This is a genomic window from Streptomyces sp. NPDC032822 (assembly GCF_055578825.1).
In genome coordinates, this window is sequence record NZ_JBVIOL010000018.1 from 19,105 (window position 1) to 35,104 (window position 16,000).

General features: G+C 69.7%; 13 protein-coding genes. 9 read left to right on the forward strand and 4 right to left on the reverse strand.

Features of this window, described 5'->3' with window-relative positions; all coding sequences use genetic code 11:
- Window positions 1-129 precede the first annotated feature (129 nt).
- Window positions 130-1,539 (forward strand): DNA repair protein RadA, encoded by a 1,410-nt coding sequence (gene radA, locus ACZ5VD_RS35650; RefSeq protein WP_468684675.1) that lies wholly within the window; start codon window positions 130-132, stop codon window positions 1,537-1,539.
- 81 nt (window positions 1,540-1,620) lie between these two features.
- The gene (gene disA, locus ACZ5VD_RS35655) at window positions 1,621-2,745 is read left to right on the forward strand and encodes a DNA integrity scanning diadenylate cyclase DisA (RefSeq protein ID WP_468553082.1); all 1,125 of its coding nucleotides are present in this window, start codon (window positions 1,621-1,623) and stop codon (window positions 2,743-2,745) included.
- Window positions 2,746-2,853: 108 nt separating this feature from the next.
- Here disA and ACZ5VD_RS35660 read toward each other — a convergent pair whose 3' ends face one another.
- Window positions 2,854-3,699 (reverse strand): hypothetical protein, encoded by an 846-nt coding sequence (locus ACZ5VD_RS35660; RefSeq protein WP_468684677.1) that lies wholly within the window; start codon window positions 3,697-3,699, stop codon window positions 2,854-2,856.
- A 302-nt stretch (window positions 3,700-4,001) separates the two neighbouring features.
- Between ACZ5VD_RS35660 and ACZ5VD_RS35665 the strand changes: the two genes are divergently transcribed.
- From ACZ5VD_RS35665 to cseC, 5 genes are all read left to right on the forward strand, one after another.
- Window positions 4,002-4,931, forward strand: coding sequence for an HhH-GPD family protein (locus ACZ5VD_RS35665; RefSeq protein ID WP_468553080.1), 930 nt, complete (start codon window positions 4,002-4,004; stop codon window positions 4,929-4,931).
- Window positions 4,932-5,156: 225 nt separating this feature from the next.
- Window positions 5,157-5,705 carry a SigE family RNA polymerase sigma factor gene (locus ACZ5VD_RS35670; RefSeq protein ID WP_468553079.1) on the forward strand — a complete coding sequence of 183 codons (549 nt, stop codon included), beginning with the start codon at window positions 5,157-5,159 and terminating at the stop codon, window positions 5,703-5,705.
- Window positions 5,706-5,809: 104 nt separating this feature from the next.
- Window positions 5,810-6,412: a hypothetical protein gene (locus ACZ5VD_RS35675; RefSeq protein WP_468553078.1), complete on the forward strand. Its 603-nt coding sequence runs from the start codon at window positions 5,810-5,812 to the stop codon at window positions 6,410-6,412.
- Between the two features lie 140 nt (window positions 6,413-6,552).
- The gene (gene cseB / locus ACZ5VD_RS35680) at window positions 6,553-7,260 is read left to right on the forward strand and encodes a two-component system response regulator CseB (protein ID WP_468553077.1); all 708 of its coding nucleotides are present in this window, start codon (window positions 6,553-6,555) and stop codon (window positions 7,258-7,260) included.
- Window positions 7,261-7,288: 28 nt separating this feature from the next.
- Window positions 7,289-8,665 (forward strand): two-component system sensor histidine kinase CseC, encoded by a 1,377-nt coding sequence (cseC, locus tag ACZ5VD_RS35685; protein WP_468553076.1) that lies wholly within the window; start codon window positions 7,289-7,291, stop codon window positions 8,663-8,665.
- Window positions 8,666-9,112: 447 nt separating this feature from the next.
- Here cseC and ACZ5VD_RS35690 read toward each other — a convergent pair whose 3' ends face one another.
- On the reverse strand, window positions 9,113-10,687 hold the full coding sequence (locus ACZ5VD_RS35690; protein ID WP_468553075.1) for an MDR family MFS transporter: 1,575 nt from the start codon (window positions 10,685-10,687) through the stop codon (window positions 9,113-9,115).
- Window positions 10,688-10,819: 132 nt separating this feature from the next.
- Between ACZ5VD_RS35690 and ACZ5VD_RS35695 the strand changes: the two genes are divergently transcribed.
- On the forward strand, window positions 10,820-11,437 hold the full coding sequence (locus ACZ5VD_RS35695; protein WP_468553074.1) for a TetR/AcrR family transcriptional regulator: 618 nt from the start codon (window positions 10,820-10,822) through the stop codon (window positions 11,435-11,437).
- 72 nt (window positions 11,438-11,509) lie between these two features.
- Here the strand turns inward: ACZ5VD_RS35695 and ACZ5VD_RS35700 are convergent, their stop codons facing one another.
- Entirely contained in the window at window positions 11,510-12,115 is a 606-nt protein-coding gene (locus ACZ5VD_RS35700) for a M23 family metallopeptidase (RefSeq protein ID WP_468553073.1), read from the reverse strand.
- A gap of 449 nt (window positions 12,116-12,564) precedes the next feature.
- On the opposite strand from ACZ5VD_RS35700, the gene ACZ5VD_RS35705 reads away from it, so the two are divergent.
- Window positions 12,565-13,206, forward strand: a complete 642-nt coding sequence (locus ACZ5VD_RS35705; protein WP_468684678.1) for an HAD family acid phosphatase — start codon at window positions 12,565-12,567, stop codon at window positions 13,204-13,206.
- Window positions 13,207-13,274: 68 nt separating this feature from the next.
- Here the strand turns inward: ACZ5VD_RS35705 and ACZ5VD_RS35710 are convergent, their stop codons facing one another.
- Window positions 13,275-15,803 (reverse strand): ATP-dependent Clp protease ATP-binding subunit, encoded by a 2,529-nt coding sequence (locus ACZ5VD_RS35710; protein ID WP_468553071.1) that lies wholly within the window; start codon window positions 15,801-15,803, stop codon window positions 13,275-13,277.
- Window positions 15,804-16,000: the final 197 nt, after the last annotated feature.

Here is a 16,000-nt window from a genome sequence, read left to right on the forward strand (position 1 = left end):
GATTCCGTGGCTCGTTCCCGACGGAGGTGGCTGGTTCCAGCGGGTGCACGGGAGGCGCACGAGCGGGGTGTCCGGGCGCCCGGGGCGGTCGCCGACGGCGTTGTCGGTGACGGCGGTTACGGTTCGTGCATGGCTGCCCGTACGAAGACCGCGAAGGAGCGCCCGTCCTACCGCTGCACCGAGTGCGGCTGGCAGACGGCGAAGTGGCTCGGCCGCTGCCCCGAGTGCCAGGCCTGGGGCACGATCGAGGAGTACGGCGCGCCCGCGGTCCGTACGACGGCACCGGGCCGTGTCACCACCTCTGCCGTCCCCATCGGCCAGGTCGACGTCCAGCAGGCCACCGCCCGCTCCACCGGCGTGCCCGAGCTGGACCGGGTGCTCGGCGGCGGTCTGGTGCCCGGCGCGGTGGTCCTGGTCGCGGGCGAGCCCGGCGTCGGGAAGTCGACCCTGCTGCTGGACGTGGCGGCCAAGTCGGCGAGCGAGGAGCACCGCACCCTCTATGTGACCGGCGAGGAGTCGGCGAGCCAGGTCCGGCTGCGCGCCGACCGCATCAAGGCCATCGACGACCATCTGTATCTCGCCGCCGAGACCGATCTGGCCGCCGTGCTCGGCCACTTGGACGCGGTGAAGCCGTCCCTGCTGATCCTCGACTCCGTACAGACCGTGGCCTCCCCGGAGATCGACGGCGCCCCCGGCGGCATGGCCCAGGTGCGCGAGGTCGCGGGCGCCCTGATCCGCGCCTCCAAGGACCGCGGGATGTCGACCCTCCTCGTGGGACATGTCACCAAGGACGGCGCCATCGCCGGCCCGCGCCTGCTGGAGCACCTGGTGGACGTCGTGCTGAGCTTCGAGGGCGACCGGCACGCCCGCCTGCGTCTCGTGCGAGGCGTCAAGAACCGCTACGGCACCACCGACGAGGTCGGCTGCTTCGAACTGCACGACGAGGGCATCACCGGCCTCACCGACCCGAGCGGCCTGTTCCTGACCCGCCGGGCGGAGCCGGTGCCCGGCACCTGCCTGACCGTCACCCTGGAGGGCCGCCGCCCGCTGGTCGTCGAGGTCCAGGCACTCACCGTCGACTCCCAGATCCCCTCCCCCAGGCGGACCACGTCCGGTCTGGAGACCTCCCGCGTCTCGATGATGCTGGCGGTCCTGGAACAGCGCGGCCGGATCAGCGCCCTGGGCAAGAGGGACATCTACTCGGCGACGGTCGGCGGTGTGAAGTTGTCGGAGCCCGCCGCGGACCTCGCCATCGCGCTCGCCCTGGCGAGCGCGGCCAGCGACTCGCCCCTGCCCAAGAACCTCGTCGCCATCGGCGAGGTGGGCCTCGCGGGCGAGGTCAGACGGGTCACGGGCGTGCAGCGCCGGCTCTCCGAGGCACACCGTCTGGGCTTCACCCACGCACTCGTTCCGGCCGATCCCGGCAAGGTCCCGCCCGGCATGAAGGTGCTGGAAGTCGCGGACATAGGGGACGCTCTGAGGGTCCTTCCGAGCTCGCGTCGGCGAGAGGCCCCACGGGACGACGAGGACCGCCGGTAGACTTTGCCCTGGTCTCGCCCGTCCGTACGAACCGAGTGTGCGCGACGGGAGCGTCCAAGATCCTGCGACCGGAGGAGTGCAGTGGCAGCCAACGACCGGGCGTCAGCTCCCGGAAAGTCCGGTGGGAGCTCCGGTGCCGATGGCCTGATGCGCGCCTCACTGAGCGCCGTGGCACCCGGCACGGCACTGCGCGACGGCCTTGAGCGGATTCTCCGCGGCAACACCGGTGGTCTCATCGTGCTCGGCTCCGACAAGACCGTCGAGGCGATGTGCACGGGCGGTTTCATCCTGGATGTCGAGTTCACGGCGACGCGTCTGCGGGAGCTGTGCAAGCTCGACGGCGGCATCGTCGTGTCCTCCGACCTGTCCAAGATCCTGCGGGCGGGCGTGCAGCTGGTCCCGGACCCCATGATCCACACCGAGGAGACGGGCACCCGGCACCGCACGGCGGACCGGGTGAGCAAGCAGGTCACCTTCCCCGTGGTCTCCGTCTCCCAGTCCATGCGGCTCATCGCGCTGTACGTGGACGGGCAGCGCAAGGTGCTGGAGGACTCGGCGGCGATCCTGTCCCGTGCCAACCAGGCCCTGGCGACCCTGGAGCGCTACAAGCTCCGCCTCGACGAGGTCGCGGGCACGCTGTCCGCGCTGGAGATCGAGGACCTGGTGACCGTCCGGGACATCTCCGCCGTGGCCCAGCGCCTGGAGATGGTCCGCCGTATCGCCACCGAGATCGCCGAGTACGTGGTGGAGCTCGGCACGGACGGGCGTCTGCTGACGCTGCAGCTCGACGAGTTGATCGCCGGCGTGGAGCCGGAGCGTGAGCTGGTCGTCCGGGACTACGTCCCCGAGCCCACCGCGAAGCGCTCCCGCACCGTCGAGGAGGCGCTGTACGAACTCAACGCGCTCCACCACGCCGAGCTGCTCGAACTCCCCACAGTGGCACGGGCGCTGGGTTACACCGGCTCGCCCGAGGCACTGGACTCGGCGGTCTCCCCGCGCGGCTTCCGGCTGCTCGCGAAGGTGCCGAGGCTGCCCGGGGCGATCATCGACCGGCTGGTGGAGCACTTCGGCGGCCTGCAGAAGCTGCTCGCCGCCAGCGTGGACGACCTGCAGACGGTGGACGGCGTGGGAGAGGCGCGGGCGCGGAGCGTGCGCGAGGGGCTGTCCCGGCTGGCGGAGTCGTCGATCCTGGAGCGGTACGTCTAGGCAGCCGTCGGCAAGACTGTGGGCAGTCGTTCCGCCTTGCGGAGCGACTGCCCACAGCCACAGTCACCGGCGCCGGGTGCCCGCTCGGGAAGCGGCACCTCGACTCCGTCAGTCGTTCTCCAGCACGAACGACGCCTGCACCGTCCCGAATCCCGGTGTCTTCGCCTCGACGAGATACGTCCCGGCTCCGGCCGACCCCGCGGGAGGCGTCGCGCACTGCGGGGCGCTCGGCTTGCGGTCCCACTTCACGGTGTAGGTGATGCTGCCGTCGGCGACCGCCCGGAAGACCAGGCTGCCGGAGGCCCCGGGGCAGTCGGCGGAGGACCAGTACGCGTCCTCGCTGCCCGCCTCGGTGATCGTCAACACCGCGTTCTTCGGGCCGAGATCGACCTTGCAGTCGGCGGCGGAGGAGTTCGTCGCGGTCAGCAGCAGGGTGGGCGTCTGCCCGGGCTCGTAGGCGTTGTGCAGGCTGCGCACGCTCAACTTCACGGCGCCCGCGGTGCAGTTGGGAAGCGTGGAACCCGCCGGGACGGTGTCGTCCTGGCCGACTCCGGTACCGGTCCCGCCACCGGCCGCCCCGCCGCCGGAGCCCTCCGACCCACCGGAGCCGGTGCCCGCGGCCGAACCGGACCCCTCGCCCGTACCGCCCCCCGAGCCGTCGCCGGAGCCACCGCCCGACCCCGCCCCGCCGGAGTCCGTACCGCTCGACTCCTCGCGCCCGCCCGGAGCTTGGCTGATGGCCGGCCCCGAACCGGACGGTCCCGGGGTGATCGTCGTGGGGGAGGGATTCTTGTCGTTGGATCCGTCGGCACCGTTGTTGCCGCCCCCGCCGCCCGAGGAGACGATCCAGACGATCAACAGGGCCAACAGGCCCGTCACGGACAGCATTACGGCCCTCCGACGCCAGTAGATGGAGGAGGGAAGCGGCCCGACCGGATTGCGCAGTGATCCCACGGCGCAAACTGTACGAGAGATCGGCGACTTCACCGGCCCCACCCGCCGCCGGTTGGACAACTTTTCCGGATCATCATCCCGGAACCCGCCGCTCCACCCCGGCCCTTCGCCGGGCGCGCCCCCGACGATCGCGAACGGTGACGACGTCGACCCGCCGCCTACCGTCCGTGACCGTGGAGTTGGGGACGCCGGGCTCGGCCGCCGAGCGCCACCGCGGCATCGCGTACGGCCCCGGCGCGCTCCGACCCGCCCCCCTGCGCAACACCGGATCGACGCTCCCGGCATGGCAGGATCGGTAGGCCATGACTGTGCCCACGAAGTCCCCGCACCCCGAGACCGGCCTCGTCGACGACGCGCGCGGCGAGCCGTTCCACGCCCCTGTCATCGACTGGTTCGACGAGCATGCCCGCGATCTCCCCTGGCGGCGGCCCGAGGCCGGTCCGTGGGGGGTGATGGTCAGCGAGTTCATGCTGCAGCAGACGCCGGTGAACCGCGTCCTGCCCGTGTACGAACAGTGGCTCGCCCGCTGGCCGCGCCCCGCCGACCTGGCCGCGGAGGCCCCCGGCGAGGCCGTCCGCGCCTGGGGCCGGCTCGGCTATCCGCGCCGCGCCCTGCGGCTGCACGGGGCCGCGGTCGCCATAACGGAACGGCACGGGGGCGACGTACCGACGGAACACGCGCAGCTGCTCGCGCTGCCCGGCATCGGGGAGTACACGGCCGCGGCCGTCGCCTCCTTCGCGTACGGGCAGCGGCACGCGGTCCTGGACACCAATGTGCGCCGGGTGTTCGCGCGGGCCGTCGCCGGTGTGCGGTATCCGCCGAACGCGACCACGGCCGCCGAACGCAAGCTGGCCCGCGCCCTGCTGCCCGAGGACGAGGGGACCGCCGCCCGCTGGGCCGCCGCGTCCATGGAGCTGGGCGCGCTGGTGTGCACGGCCAAGAACGAGAGCTGCCAGCGCTGCCCGATCGCCGCGCAGTGCGCCTGGCGGCTCGCGGGCAAGCCGGAGCACGAGGGTCCGCCGCGTCGCGGACAGACGTACGCCGGTACCGACCGTCAGGTCCGCGGCAAGCTGCTGGCCGTGCTGCGCGAGGCGCACACCGCCGTCCCGCAGTCGGCACTCGACCGGGTGTGGCACGAGCCGGTACAGCGCGCCCGGGCGCTGGACGGACTGGTCGCGGACGGCCTCGTGGAGCCACTGGCGGGTGGTTTGTATCGGCTGCCGTTGACCTGACGTCAGGACCGAACACCCCCATACCGCCCTAATTCTCCGCAACCCCCTTCCCCGTTCCCACTGCTGTTACACAACCGACGGACAGCCGAGCGCTGGCCGCAGGCTGCTCCGCACAGCCCCGTGACAACGCCTCCGTAGCTTCATTTCCGTGCCCGACAGGCACCACAGGCAATGATTCCGACGGCGACCAGGCCGGCCGGGAACGGGGAGCGGGAGGCGGTCACCATGGCGCAGGGCGAGGTGCTCGAGTTCGAGGAGTACGTACGTACCCGGCAGGACGCGCTGCTGCGCAGTGCCCGCCGACTGGTCCCGGACCCGGTCGACGCACAGGACCTCCTGCAGACCGCGCTCGTGCGGACGTACGGACGCTGGGACGGCATCGCGGACAAGCGGCTGGCCGACGCCTACCTGCGCCGAGTCATGATCAACACCCGTACCGAGTGGTGGCGGGCCCGCAAGCTGGAGGAGGTCCCGACCGAGCAGCTCCCGGACGCCTCGGTCGACGACGCCACCGAGCAGCACGCGGACCGAGCCCTGCTGATGGACGTCCTGAAGGTACTGGCCCCCAAGCAGCGCAGCGTCGTCGTGCTGCGACACTGGGAGCAGATGTCCACGGAGGAGACCGCCGCCGCCCTCGGCATGTCGGCCGGCACGGTCAAGAGCACGCTGCACCGGGCGCTCGCCCGGCTCCGCGAGGAGCTGGAGAGCAGGGACTACGAGGAGCGCGCCGGGCGCGCTCCGGAGCGTGAGGAGCGGGAGCGTTGCGCGGCCTAGGCACGAGGGCCGGCGGCATCGGGCAGACGGCGGGTGGGGGTTCCGGCACGGACGAACCCCTCCGGCCGGAACCGGTTCCACCGGCCCGGGGTACCTTCCAGGCGGTGATCACGGCAGTGGCCGTGCTCGCCGCCCTCACCCTTTTCGTGTCCGCGTGCGGCACCGGCGGCACCGGCGCCCGTGACGAGGGGCCGGCCCGTACCGACTCGGTGGCGGGCGCGGCCTCCACACCCTCGCCGGCCGCGTCGGTGACGACCGCGCCCGTGGACGCGGTACGGCTCCTCAAGCACGACCCGAAGGTCTCCGCGGACGTCAAGCGCGAGCTGAAGCCGTGCACGGGAGACGAGTACCCGGTCGACGTGTCGTACGGCGACCTGACCGGAGGATCGTCGGACGACGTCGTCGTCAACGTGCTGACCTGCGGCGACGCGGTGGGAGTCGGCTCGTACGTGTATCGCGAGGAAGGCAGTTCGTACCAGAATGTCTTCCAGTCCGAGGAGCCCCCGCTCTACGCGGAGATAGACCGGGGCGCCCTGGTGGTGACCAGGCAGGTGTACGAGAGGGGCGACCCGCTGTCGAGTCCCTCCGCCGAGGAGGTCAGCACCTATCTCTGGACCACGGACCACTTCGTACGGAAGTACAAGACCCGCACCGACTACAGCAAGTCGGTGGGCGGCGACCCCACACAGATGCCGACGGACAGCTGATCGGCCCGCCCCGGAGCGGCTGACCACCTGCCCCGGACGGTACGCGCCGGCCGACGGAAAAAGGTGTGAACCGATCGGGCCCCCTGAACCGATCACCTGGTAACGGCACGACACGCAGACTGAGAGCAGAGAGCAACGGGATGGCAGACCAGACCCACGTTCTGTTCGTCGAGGACGACGACGTCATCCGCGAGGCCACCCAGCTCGCCCTGGAGCGGGACGGCTTCGCGGTCACGGCCATGCCCGACGGACTGTCCGGGCTGGAGGCGTTCCGCGCGGACCGCCCCGACATCGCCCTGCTGGACGTGATGGTGCCGGGCCTCGACGGGGTCTCGCTGTGCCGCCGCATCCGCGACGAGTCGACGGTTCCGGTGATCATGCTGTCCGCGCGCGCCGACTCGATCGACGTGGTGCTGGGCCTGGAAGCGGGCGCCGACGACTACGTGACCAAGCCTTTCGACGGCGCGGTCCTGGTCGCCCGGATCCGCGCGGTGCTGCGCCGCTTCGGACACGCCGGCGGCGGCGACCGTACGGACGACTCGGGCGCCCCCGCGGCCGGCGGCGGGCCCCTGACCTTCGGCGAGCTGGAGATCGACACCGAGGGCATGGAGGTGCGCCGCTCCGGGGAGCCGGTGGCGCTCACCCCCACCGAGATGCGACTGCTCCTGGAGTTCTCCTCGGCACCGGGCACCGTCCTGTCCCGTGACAAGCTCCTGGAGCGCGTGTGGGACTACGGCTGGGGCGGTGACACCCGGGTCGTCGACGTCCATGTGCAGCGGTTGCGTACGAAGATCGGCCAGGACCGGATCGAGACGGTCCGCGGCTTCGGCTACAAGTTGAAGGCCTGAGCAGGGCCAGGGGTAGGGGTATCCGGTTATGCGGGGGAACCTTCGGCGCCCGGTCCCGGAGCGCACGGTCGGCCGTACGGGCCTGCCGGCCGCTCGTACGGGACTTCCGGGCATCCGCACGGGACTCAGATGGAAGCTGAGCGCGGCCATCGCGCTGGTCGGCGCGCTGGTGGCGATCACGCTCAGTCTCGTCGTGCACAACGCGGCCCGGGTCTCGATGCTGGACAACGCGCGTGACCTCGCCGACGAGCGCGTCCAGATCGCGCAGCGCAACTACGAAGTGACCCAGCGGACCAACTTCCCCAACATCAAGGTCAACGACCCGGCACTGCCACCGGCCCTGCGGGACAAGGTCGAGCAGGGGCGCCGGGCCACCTACGTCTCCGACCGGGCGAACGGCGTACCGGACATCTGGGCGGCCGTACCCGTCAAGGGCGGACGCATCCTGTCGCTGCACACCGGGTTCACCGACCGCAGCACGGACATCCTCAACGACCTCGACCAGGCCCTGGTGATCGGCTCCATCGCGGTCGTCCTCGGCGGCAGCGCGCTCGGCGTGCTGATCGGCGGACAGCTTTCGCGCCGGCTGCGCAAGGCGGCCGCCGCGGCGAACCAGGTCGCGGGCGGCGAGTCGAACGTGCGGGTGCGGGACGCCATCGGCGGGGTCGTCCGGGACGAGACCGACGATCTGGCGAGCGCGGTGGACGCGATGGCGGACGCGCTCCAGCAGCGGCTGGAGGCGGAGCGCCGGGTCACCGCGGACATCGCGCACGAGCTGCGCACCCCGGTGACCGGGCTGCTGACGGCCGCCGAGCTGCTGCCGCCGGGCCGCCCCACGGAGCTGGTCCTCGACCGTGCGAAGGCCATGCGCACGCTGGTCGAGGACGTGCTGGAGGTGGCCCGCCTCGACGGTGCCTCCGAGCGGGCCGAACTGCAGGACATCATGCTGGGCGAGTTCGTCAGCCGGCGCGTGGCCGCGAAGGACCCGGCGATCGAGATACGTGTGGTGCACGAGTCCGAGGTCATGACCGACCCGCGGCGCCTGGAGCGGGTGCTGTTCAACCTGCTCGCCAACGCCGCCCGGCACGGCAGGCCACCGATACAGGTCACCGTCGAGGGCCGGGTCATCCGGGTCCGCGACCACGGGCCCGGCTTCCCCGAACCCCTCCTCGCCGAGGGCCCGAGCCGTTTCCGCACCGGCAGCACCGACCGGGCGGGACACGGCCACGGTCTGGGCCTGACCATCGCGGCCGGACAGGCGCGTGTGCTCGGCGCCCGGCTGACCTTCCGCAACGTACGCCCGGCGGGCGCGCCGGAGGGCGTACCCGCGGAGGGCGCGGTGGCGGTGCTGTGGCTGCCGGAACACGCGCCGACGAACACGGGAAGCTATCCGATGCTGCCGTAGCCCTCCGGGGCCGCAGCGTGGACAGATGGCGCAGGGCCGCAGGGCCGCAGGGCCGCAGGGCCGCAGGGCCGCAGGGCCGCAGGGCCGCAGGGCCGCAGGGCCGCAGGGCCGCAGGGCCGCAGGGCCAAGGATGGACAGGGGGAGGGCCGCAAACGGCGAAGGCTCCCGGGGCGGACACCGCCGGGAGCCTTCTCATCGAGGTCGGGCCAGAGTTCTACGTCAGGCCCGGGTTCTAGGTCAGGCCCGGGTTCTAGATCCTGCCCGGTTTCTAGATCCTGCCCAGGTCCGAGGTCGGGCCAGGGCCCGGGCCAGAGTTTCGAAGTCGGGCCAGAGCCGGAGTTCGAGGTCGGGCCAGGATTCGAGGTCGGGCCCGGGCCCGGGGTTGAGCCAGGGCCCGGGCCAAGGCCTTGGGTTGCGCTCCGACCAAGGCCCGGGGTTGAACCCGGGTCAGACCGCCTCGACCACCGGCGGCTGCACCGGCGTCTCCTCGGTCTCGCCCTTCTGCGGCCCCGCCCCCTTCAGCGGAACCTCCTTCACGAACCACGCCGCCACCATCGCGACCACCGCCACCACGGCCCCCAGCAGGAACGCCGAGTGGGTGCCGGACGACACCGCGTGCTGGTACGCCTCCCGGGCGGCCTCCGGCAGCTTCGCCAGGCTCGCCGCGTCCAGCTGCGCGGACTGCTCGGTCACCTTGGAACCCAGCGCGCCGGCCTTCTCGGACATGACGTGTTGGACGCGGTTGTTGAACAGCGCGCCCATGATCGCGACACCGAAGGAGGAGCCGAGCGTACGGAAGAGGGTGGTGGACGAGGACGCGACACCCATGTCCCGCATCTCCACACTGTTCTGCGCGACCAGCATGGTGATCTGCATCAGGCAGCCCATGCCGAGACCGACGACGGCCATGAACACGCCGGAGGTGAAGCGGCTCGTCCCGGTGTCCATAGTGGACAGCAGGTACAGACCCACGACCATCAGAACGCTGCCGACCACCGGGAAGATCTTGTACTTGCCGGTGTTCGTGGTGACCCGCCCCGCGACCATCGAGGTCACCAGCATCGCACCGAGCATCGGCAGGAGCAGCAGCCCGGAGTTGGTCGCGGAGGCACCCTGCACCGACTGCTGGTAGAGCGGCAGGAAGAGGGTCGCGCCGAACATCACGAAACCGGTGATGAAGCCGATGACCGACATCAGGGTGAAGTTGCGGCTGCGGAAGATGTGCAGCGGCACGATCGGCTCGGCTGCCTTCTTCTGCCAGAACACGAACCCGACGAGCGAGACGACGCCGATCCCGATGAGTTCCATGATCCGCGCGGACGACCAGGCGTACTCCGTACCGCCCCAGGTGGTGACGAGGACGGTGGAGGTGATGCCGACGGTCAGCAGCGCGGCGCCCAGGTAGTCGATCCGTGCCTGCGACCGCTTCTTCGGCAGGTGCAGGACGACGCTGATCGCGGCGAGCGCGACCACACCGAGCGGCAGGTTGATGTAGAAGGACCAGCGCCAGCCCCAGTTGTCGGTGATGGTGCCGCCGACCAGCGGACCGCCGATCATCGCGAGCGCCATGACGCCGGCCATCATGCCCTGGTACTTGCCCCGCTCCCGAGGCGGGATCAGGTCACCGATGATCGCCATGACACCGACCATGAGGCCACCGGCGCCGAGGCCCTGAACGGCCCGGAAGCCGATCAGCTCGCCCATGTTCTGGGCCATGCCGCTGAGCGCGGAGCCGATCAGGAAGATCACGATCGAGGTCATGAAGGCGCCCTTGCGCCCGTACATGTCGCCGAGCTTGCCCCAGATCGGGGTGGAGGCGGCGGTCGCGAGCGTGTACGCGGTGACGACCCACGAGAGGTGTTCGAGTCCGCCGAGCTCGCCGACGATCGTCGGCATCGCGGTGCCCACGATCATGTTGTCGAGCATCGCCAGCATCATGGTGATCATGAGCGCCAGCAGGACGACCCGCACGCTCCTGGGTTGTTTCTCGGGCTCCGCCCCGACCGTCTGTGTGTCCGCCATCGCTCCCACTCCCCTGGTCCCGCTTCCGGCCGACCACTTACTTGTCGCCCGGCTAGTTGACTACACTGGGAAAGTAGACCCGTAACTAGCCGGTCGTCAAGTAAGTTTTGTGGAAAGTCGGAGAGCGCGAAGATGGGCGGCACCATGGACGGCACCAAGCAGCGGCGCCGCGGGGACACCCGCCAGCGCATCCAGGATGTGGCCCTCGAACTCTTCGCCGAGCAGGGCTACGAGAAGACCTCGCTACGGGAGATCGCCGAGCGCCTCGACGTCACGAAGGCCGCGCTCTACTACCACTTCAAGACCAAGGAAGAGATCATCGTCAGCCTCTTCGAGGACCTGACGAAGCCGATCGAGGACCTGATCGAGTGGGGCAGGGAGCAGCCGCACACCCTGGAGACCAAGCGGGAGATCGTACGGCGCTACGGCCGGGCCCTGACCGACGCGGCTCCGCTGTTCCGGTTCATGCAGGAGAACCAGGCGACGGTACGGGACCTGAGCATCGGCGAGATGTTCAAGAACCGCATGATGGGCATGCGCGACATCATCATCGACCCGGAGGCGGACCTGGTCGCCCAGGTCCGCTGCATCAGCGCGCTCTTCACCATGCACGCCGGGATGTTCGTCCTGCGGGAGATCGACGGCGACCCCGAGGAGAAGCGCAAGGCCGTACTGGAGGTCGCGATCGACCTGGTGACCCAGGCGCACGGCGGCACACAGAAGGACCGGACGGACCAGAACCCGTCCTAGACCCGCCCCAGTGGCAGGTCCGGTCCGCAGGTCCAGCCGACAGCCCTTGGCGACAGGACCTGGCGGCAGCTACTAGAGGGACACGCCCTTGGAACGCAGGAAGGCGACCGGGTCGATCGCGGTGCCGTAGTTCGCGGTCGTACGGATCTCGAAGTGCAGGTGCGGACCGCTGGAGTTGCCGGTGCTGCCCGACAGGGCGATGCGCTGACCGGTCTTGACGACCTGGCCCACCTTCACGCCGATCTTCGAGAGGTGGGCGTACTGGGAGTACGTCCCGTTGCCGTGCTTGACGACGACGGCGTTGCCGTACGCCGATCCGTCGCCGGCGCCGTTCCCGCCCGCCTTGACGACGGTTCCGCCGTGCGCGGCGAAGACCTTGGTGCCACTGGCCACGGCGAAGTCCTGGCCACTGTGGGTGGACTGCCACATGCCGCCGGACTGGGCGAAGGTGGCGGACAGCGTGTACTTCTTCACCGGGTCGACCCAGGAAGCGGCCTTCTTGGCGGCGACCGCCTGGGCGGTGGACTTCGCGGCGGCGACCGTGGTGGCGCCGGTGTCGGCGGCGGTCGCGACCCCGGCCCCCAGCACGACCGACACTCCCAGGCCGGTGGCCAGGACGGCCGCACGGGTCCGGAGGACGGACGTACGGGAAGAACGGGACGAGACGCGCGGGGACATGGAACACCTCAGGGTGACGGGGACAGAGAAACCACCCGGCACACAGGCGGTCGCCGGATGGGTCATCCCTTGGTAACCCGGAGCCCCGGATCCTCCCAAAACAGTGATCTACGACGAAAGCTAGTACTTGACCACAAAACTTACCGACCCTTGACAGACACACCATGAGAGATGAATCCACCCATGGCGCCAAATCCGGCCCACCGGTTTTGGATTAAAAGTCCGTTTTGGCCACTCCGCAGACTTCCACTATTCCCCGTAGTAGCGGACAAATCGCCTGTGCGGCATGTCACCGGTGAGCGGGATCCCCGATCTCCGATTCCCTGCACCATGTGACGCACGCCTCTAGCGACTTACCGTCCAGTAACCCTACGGTTCCCCTCGCGCCACCCTCGCCGAGCACCATGCACCCGACAACTGCAGAACGTCCGGACGTGAGAGGAACCCCCATGACACGACGACGCCCCTGGGCGCGCCGCGCAGCCGTCACCGCCGTCTCCACAGCAGCCCTCGTGGCGCTGGCCGTCCCCGCCGAGGCCGCGACGACGAGCACGAGCACCTCCACGACCGCGACGACCGCGACGGCCACGGCCGCCGACGTCGGCTACGCCACCTGGCAGCAGGACTGCCGGGCCGTGATGGACCAGGCCCTGCCCTATCTGAAGCAGCGCATCGCGAGCACGAAGCCGGGCGAGAAGCAGGCGATCGTCTTCGACATCGACAACACCACCCTGGAGACCGACTTCGGCTTCAGCTACCCCCAGCCGGCCAACCGGCCGGTCCTGGACGTCGCCGAGTACGCCCAGGAGCGCGGCGTCGCCCTGTTCTTCGTGACGGCCCGGCCCGGGATCATCTACTCGGTGACCGACTACAACCTGGAGCACGTCGGCTACGAGGTCTCCGGCCTCTACGTCCGCAACTTCCTCGACCTGTTCAAGGACGTCGCCGCCTACAAGACCGCCCAGCGCGTCACCATCGAGTCCAAGGGCTACACGATCATCGCCAACATCGGGAACAACACCACCGACCTCTCGGGCGGCCACGCCGAGAAGACGTACAAACTGCCGGACTACGACGGGCAGTTGTCCTGATCCCGCACGCACGCACGCCGAAGGGGCCGGTGCTCGAAAGCACCGGCCCCTTCGGCATGCTGTGACGCTTACGCGTCCTTGCTCAGGTTCGGGCCGGCGCCGCCGGCCGCCTGCTCGATCGGCGGGACGTCGGGCAGTGCCGACTTCTCCTCGCCGCGGAAGGTGAAGGTCGCGGTCTCACCCTCGCCCTCCGTGTCGACGACCACGATGTGACCGGGGCGCAGCTCGCCGAAGAGGATCTTCTCGGAGAGGGTGTCCTCGATCTCGCGCTGGATCGTGCGACGCAGCGGTCGCGCGCCCAGGACGGGGTCGTAGCCCTTCTTGGACAGCAGCTCCTTGGCGGCCTGGGAGAGCTCGATGCCCATGTCCCGGTCCTTGAGGCGCTCGTCGACCTTGCCGACCATCAGGTCGACGATCTGGAGGATGTCGTCCTGCGTCAGCTGCGGGAAGACGACCACGTCGTCGACGCGGTTGAGGAACTCGGGGCGGAAGTGCTGCTTGAGCTCGTCCGACACCTTGTTCTTCATGCGCTCGTAGTTGGACTTCTTGTCACCGGAGGCCGCGAAGCCCAGGTTGAAGCCCTTCGAGATGTCCCGCGTGCCGAGGTTGGTCGTCATGATGATGACCGTGTTCTTGAAGTCCACGACCCGGCCCTGGGAGTCGGTCAGGCGACCGTCCTCCAGGATCTGCAGCAGCGAGTTGAAGATGTCCGGGTGGGCCTTCTCGACCTCGTCGAAGAGGACGACGGAGAACGGCTTGCGGCGGACCTTCTCGGTCAGCTGGCCGCCCTCTTCGTAACCCACGTATCCGGGCGGGGAACCGAAGAGACGCGACACCGTGTGCTTCTCGCTGAACTCCGACATGTCGAGGGAGATCAGCGCGTCCTCGTCACCGAAGAGGAACTCGGCGAGCGCCTTGGACAGCTCGGTCTTACCGACACCGGACGGGCCGGCGAAGATGAACGAACCACCGGGACGCTTCGGGTCCTTCAGACCGGCACGCGTACGACGGATCGCCTTCGAGAGCGCCTTGACGGCGTCCTTCTGGCCGATGACCCGCTTGTGGAGCTCGTCCTCCATGCGCAGCAGACGCGAGGACTCCTCCTCGGTCAGCTTGAAGACCGGGATGCCGGTGGCGGTCGCGAGGACCTCGGCGATCAGCTCGCCGTCGACCTCGGCGACGACGTCCATGTCGCCGGCCTTCCACTCCTTCTCCCGCTTGGCCTTCGCGGCGAGGAGCTGCTTCTCCTTGTCACGGAGAGAGGCGGCCTTCTCGAAGTCCTGGGAGTCGATGGCCGACTCCTTGTCCCTGCGGACACCGGCGATCTTCTCGTCGAACTCGCGCAGGTCCGGCGGCGCGGTCATCCGGCGGATGCGCATCCGGGAACCGGCCTCGTCGATCAGGTCGATCGCCTTGTCCGGCAGGAAGCGGTCCGAGATGTACCGGTCGGCCAGGGTGGCGGCCTGGACCAGCGCCTCGTCGGTGATGGAGACGCGGTGGTGCGCCTCGTACCGGTCGCGCAGACCCTTGAGGATCTCGATGGTGTGCGGCAGGGACGGCTCCGCGACCTGGATCGGCTGGAAACGGCGCTCCAGGGCCGCGTCCTTCTCCAGGTGCTTGCGGTACTCGTCCAGCGTGGTCGCGCCGATGGTCTGCAGCTCACCGCGGGCCAGCATGGGCTTCAGGATCGAAGCGGCGTCGATGGCGCCCTCGGCGGCACCCGCACCGACCAGCGTGTGCAGCTCGTCGATGAACAGGATGATGTCGCCGCGGGTGCGGATCTCCTTGAGGACCTTCTTCAGGCGCTCCTCGAAGTCACCGCGGTAGCGGGAGCCGGCGACCAGCGCGCCGAGGTCCAGGGTGTAGAGGTGCTTGTCCTTGAGGGTCTCGGGCACCTCACCCTTGACGATGGCCTGGGCGAGGCCCTCGACGACGGCGGTCTTGCCGACCCCGGGCTCACCGATCAGGACCGGGTTGTTCTTGGTACGGCGGGACAGCACCTGCATGACCCGCTCGATCTCCTTCTCGCGCCCGATGACCGGGTCGAGCTTGGATTCACGAGCGGCCTGGGTGAGGTTCCGGCCGAACTGGTCGAGGACCAGGGACGTCGAGGGGGTGCCCTCGGCAGGCCCGCCACTGGCGCCGGCGGTCTCCTTGCCCTGGTAGCCGGAGAGCAGCTGGATGACCTGCTGCCGCACCCGGTTGAGATCGGCACCCAGCTTGACCAGGACCTGGGCGGCGACGCCCTCGCCCTCACGGATCAGGCCGAGCAGGATGTGCTCCGTGCCGATGTAGTTGTGACCCAGCTGAAGGGCCTCGCGGAGCGACAGCTCCAGGACCTTCTTGGCACGGGGGGTGAAGGGGATGTGCCCGGACGGGGCCTGCTGCCCCTGCCCGATGATCTCCTCCACCTGCTGGCGGACCGCCTCGAGCGAAATCCCGAGGCTCTCAAGGGCCTTGGCGGCGACACCCTCACCCTCGTGGATCAGGCCCAGGAGGATGTGCTCGGTGCCGATGTAGTTGTGGTTGAGCATCCGGGCTTCTTCCTGAGCCAGGACGACAACCCGCCGCGCGCGGTCGGTGAACCTCTCGAACATCGTTAATCGCTCCTCAGAGCGGTCAGGCAGTGGGGGGAACTTCCCCTCCCTGTCCTTCCGCAGCTTAGTCCCGCAAGCGGGGACCGCTCATTCCAACTGCCGACACCGTCCTTGGCCTCCTGACCCCGAACGCCGACATCTGCTCCAACCTGATGGTGCGAGACGATGTTCCCGCAGGCCAGGCAGTTACCCCTACC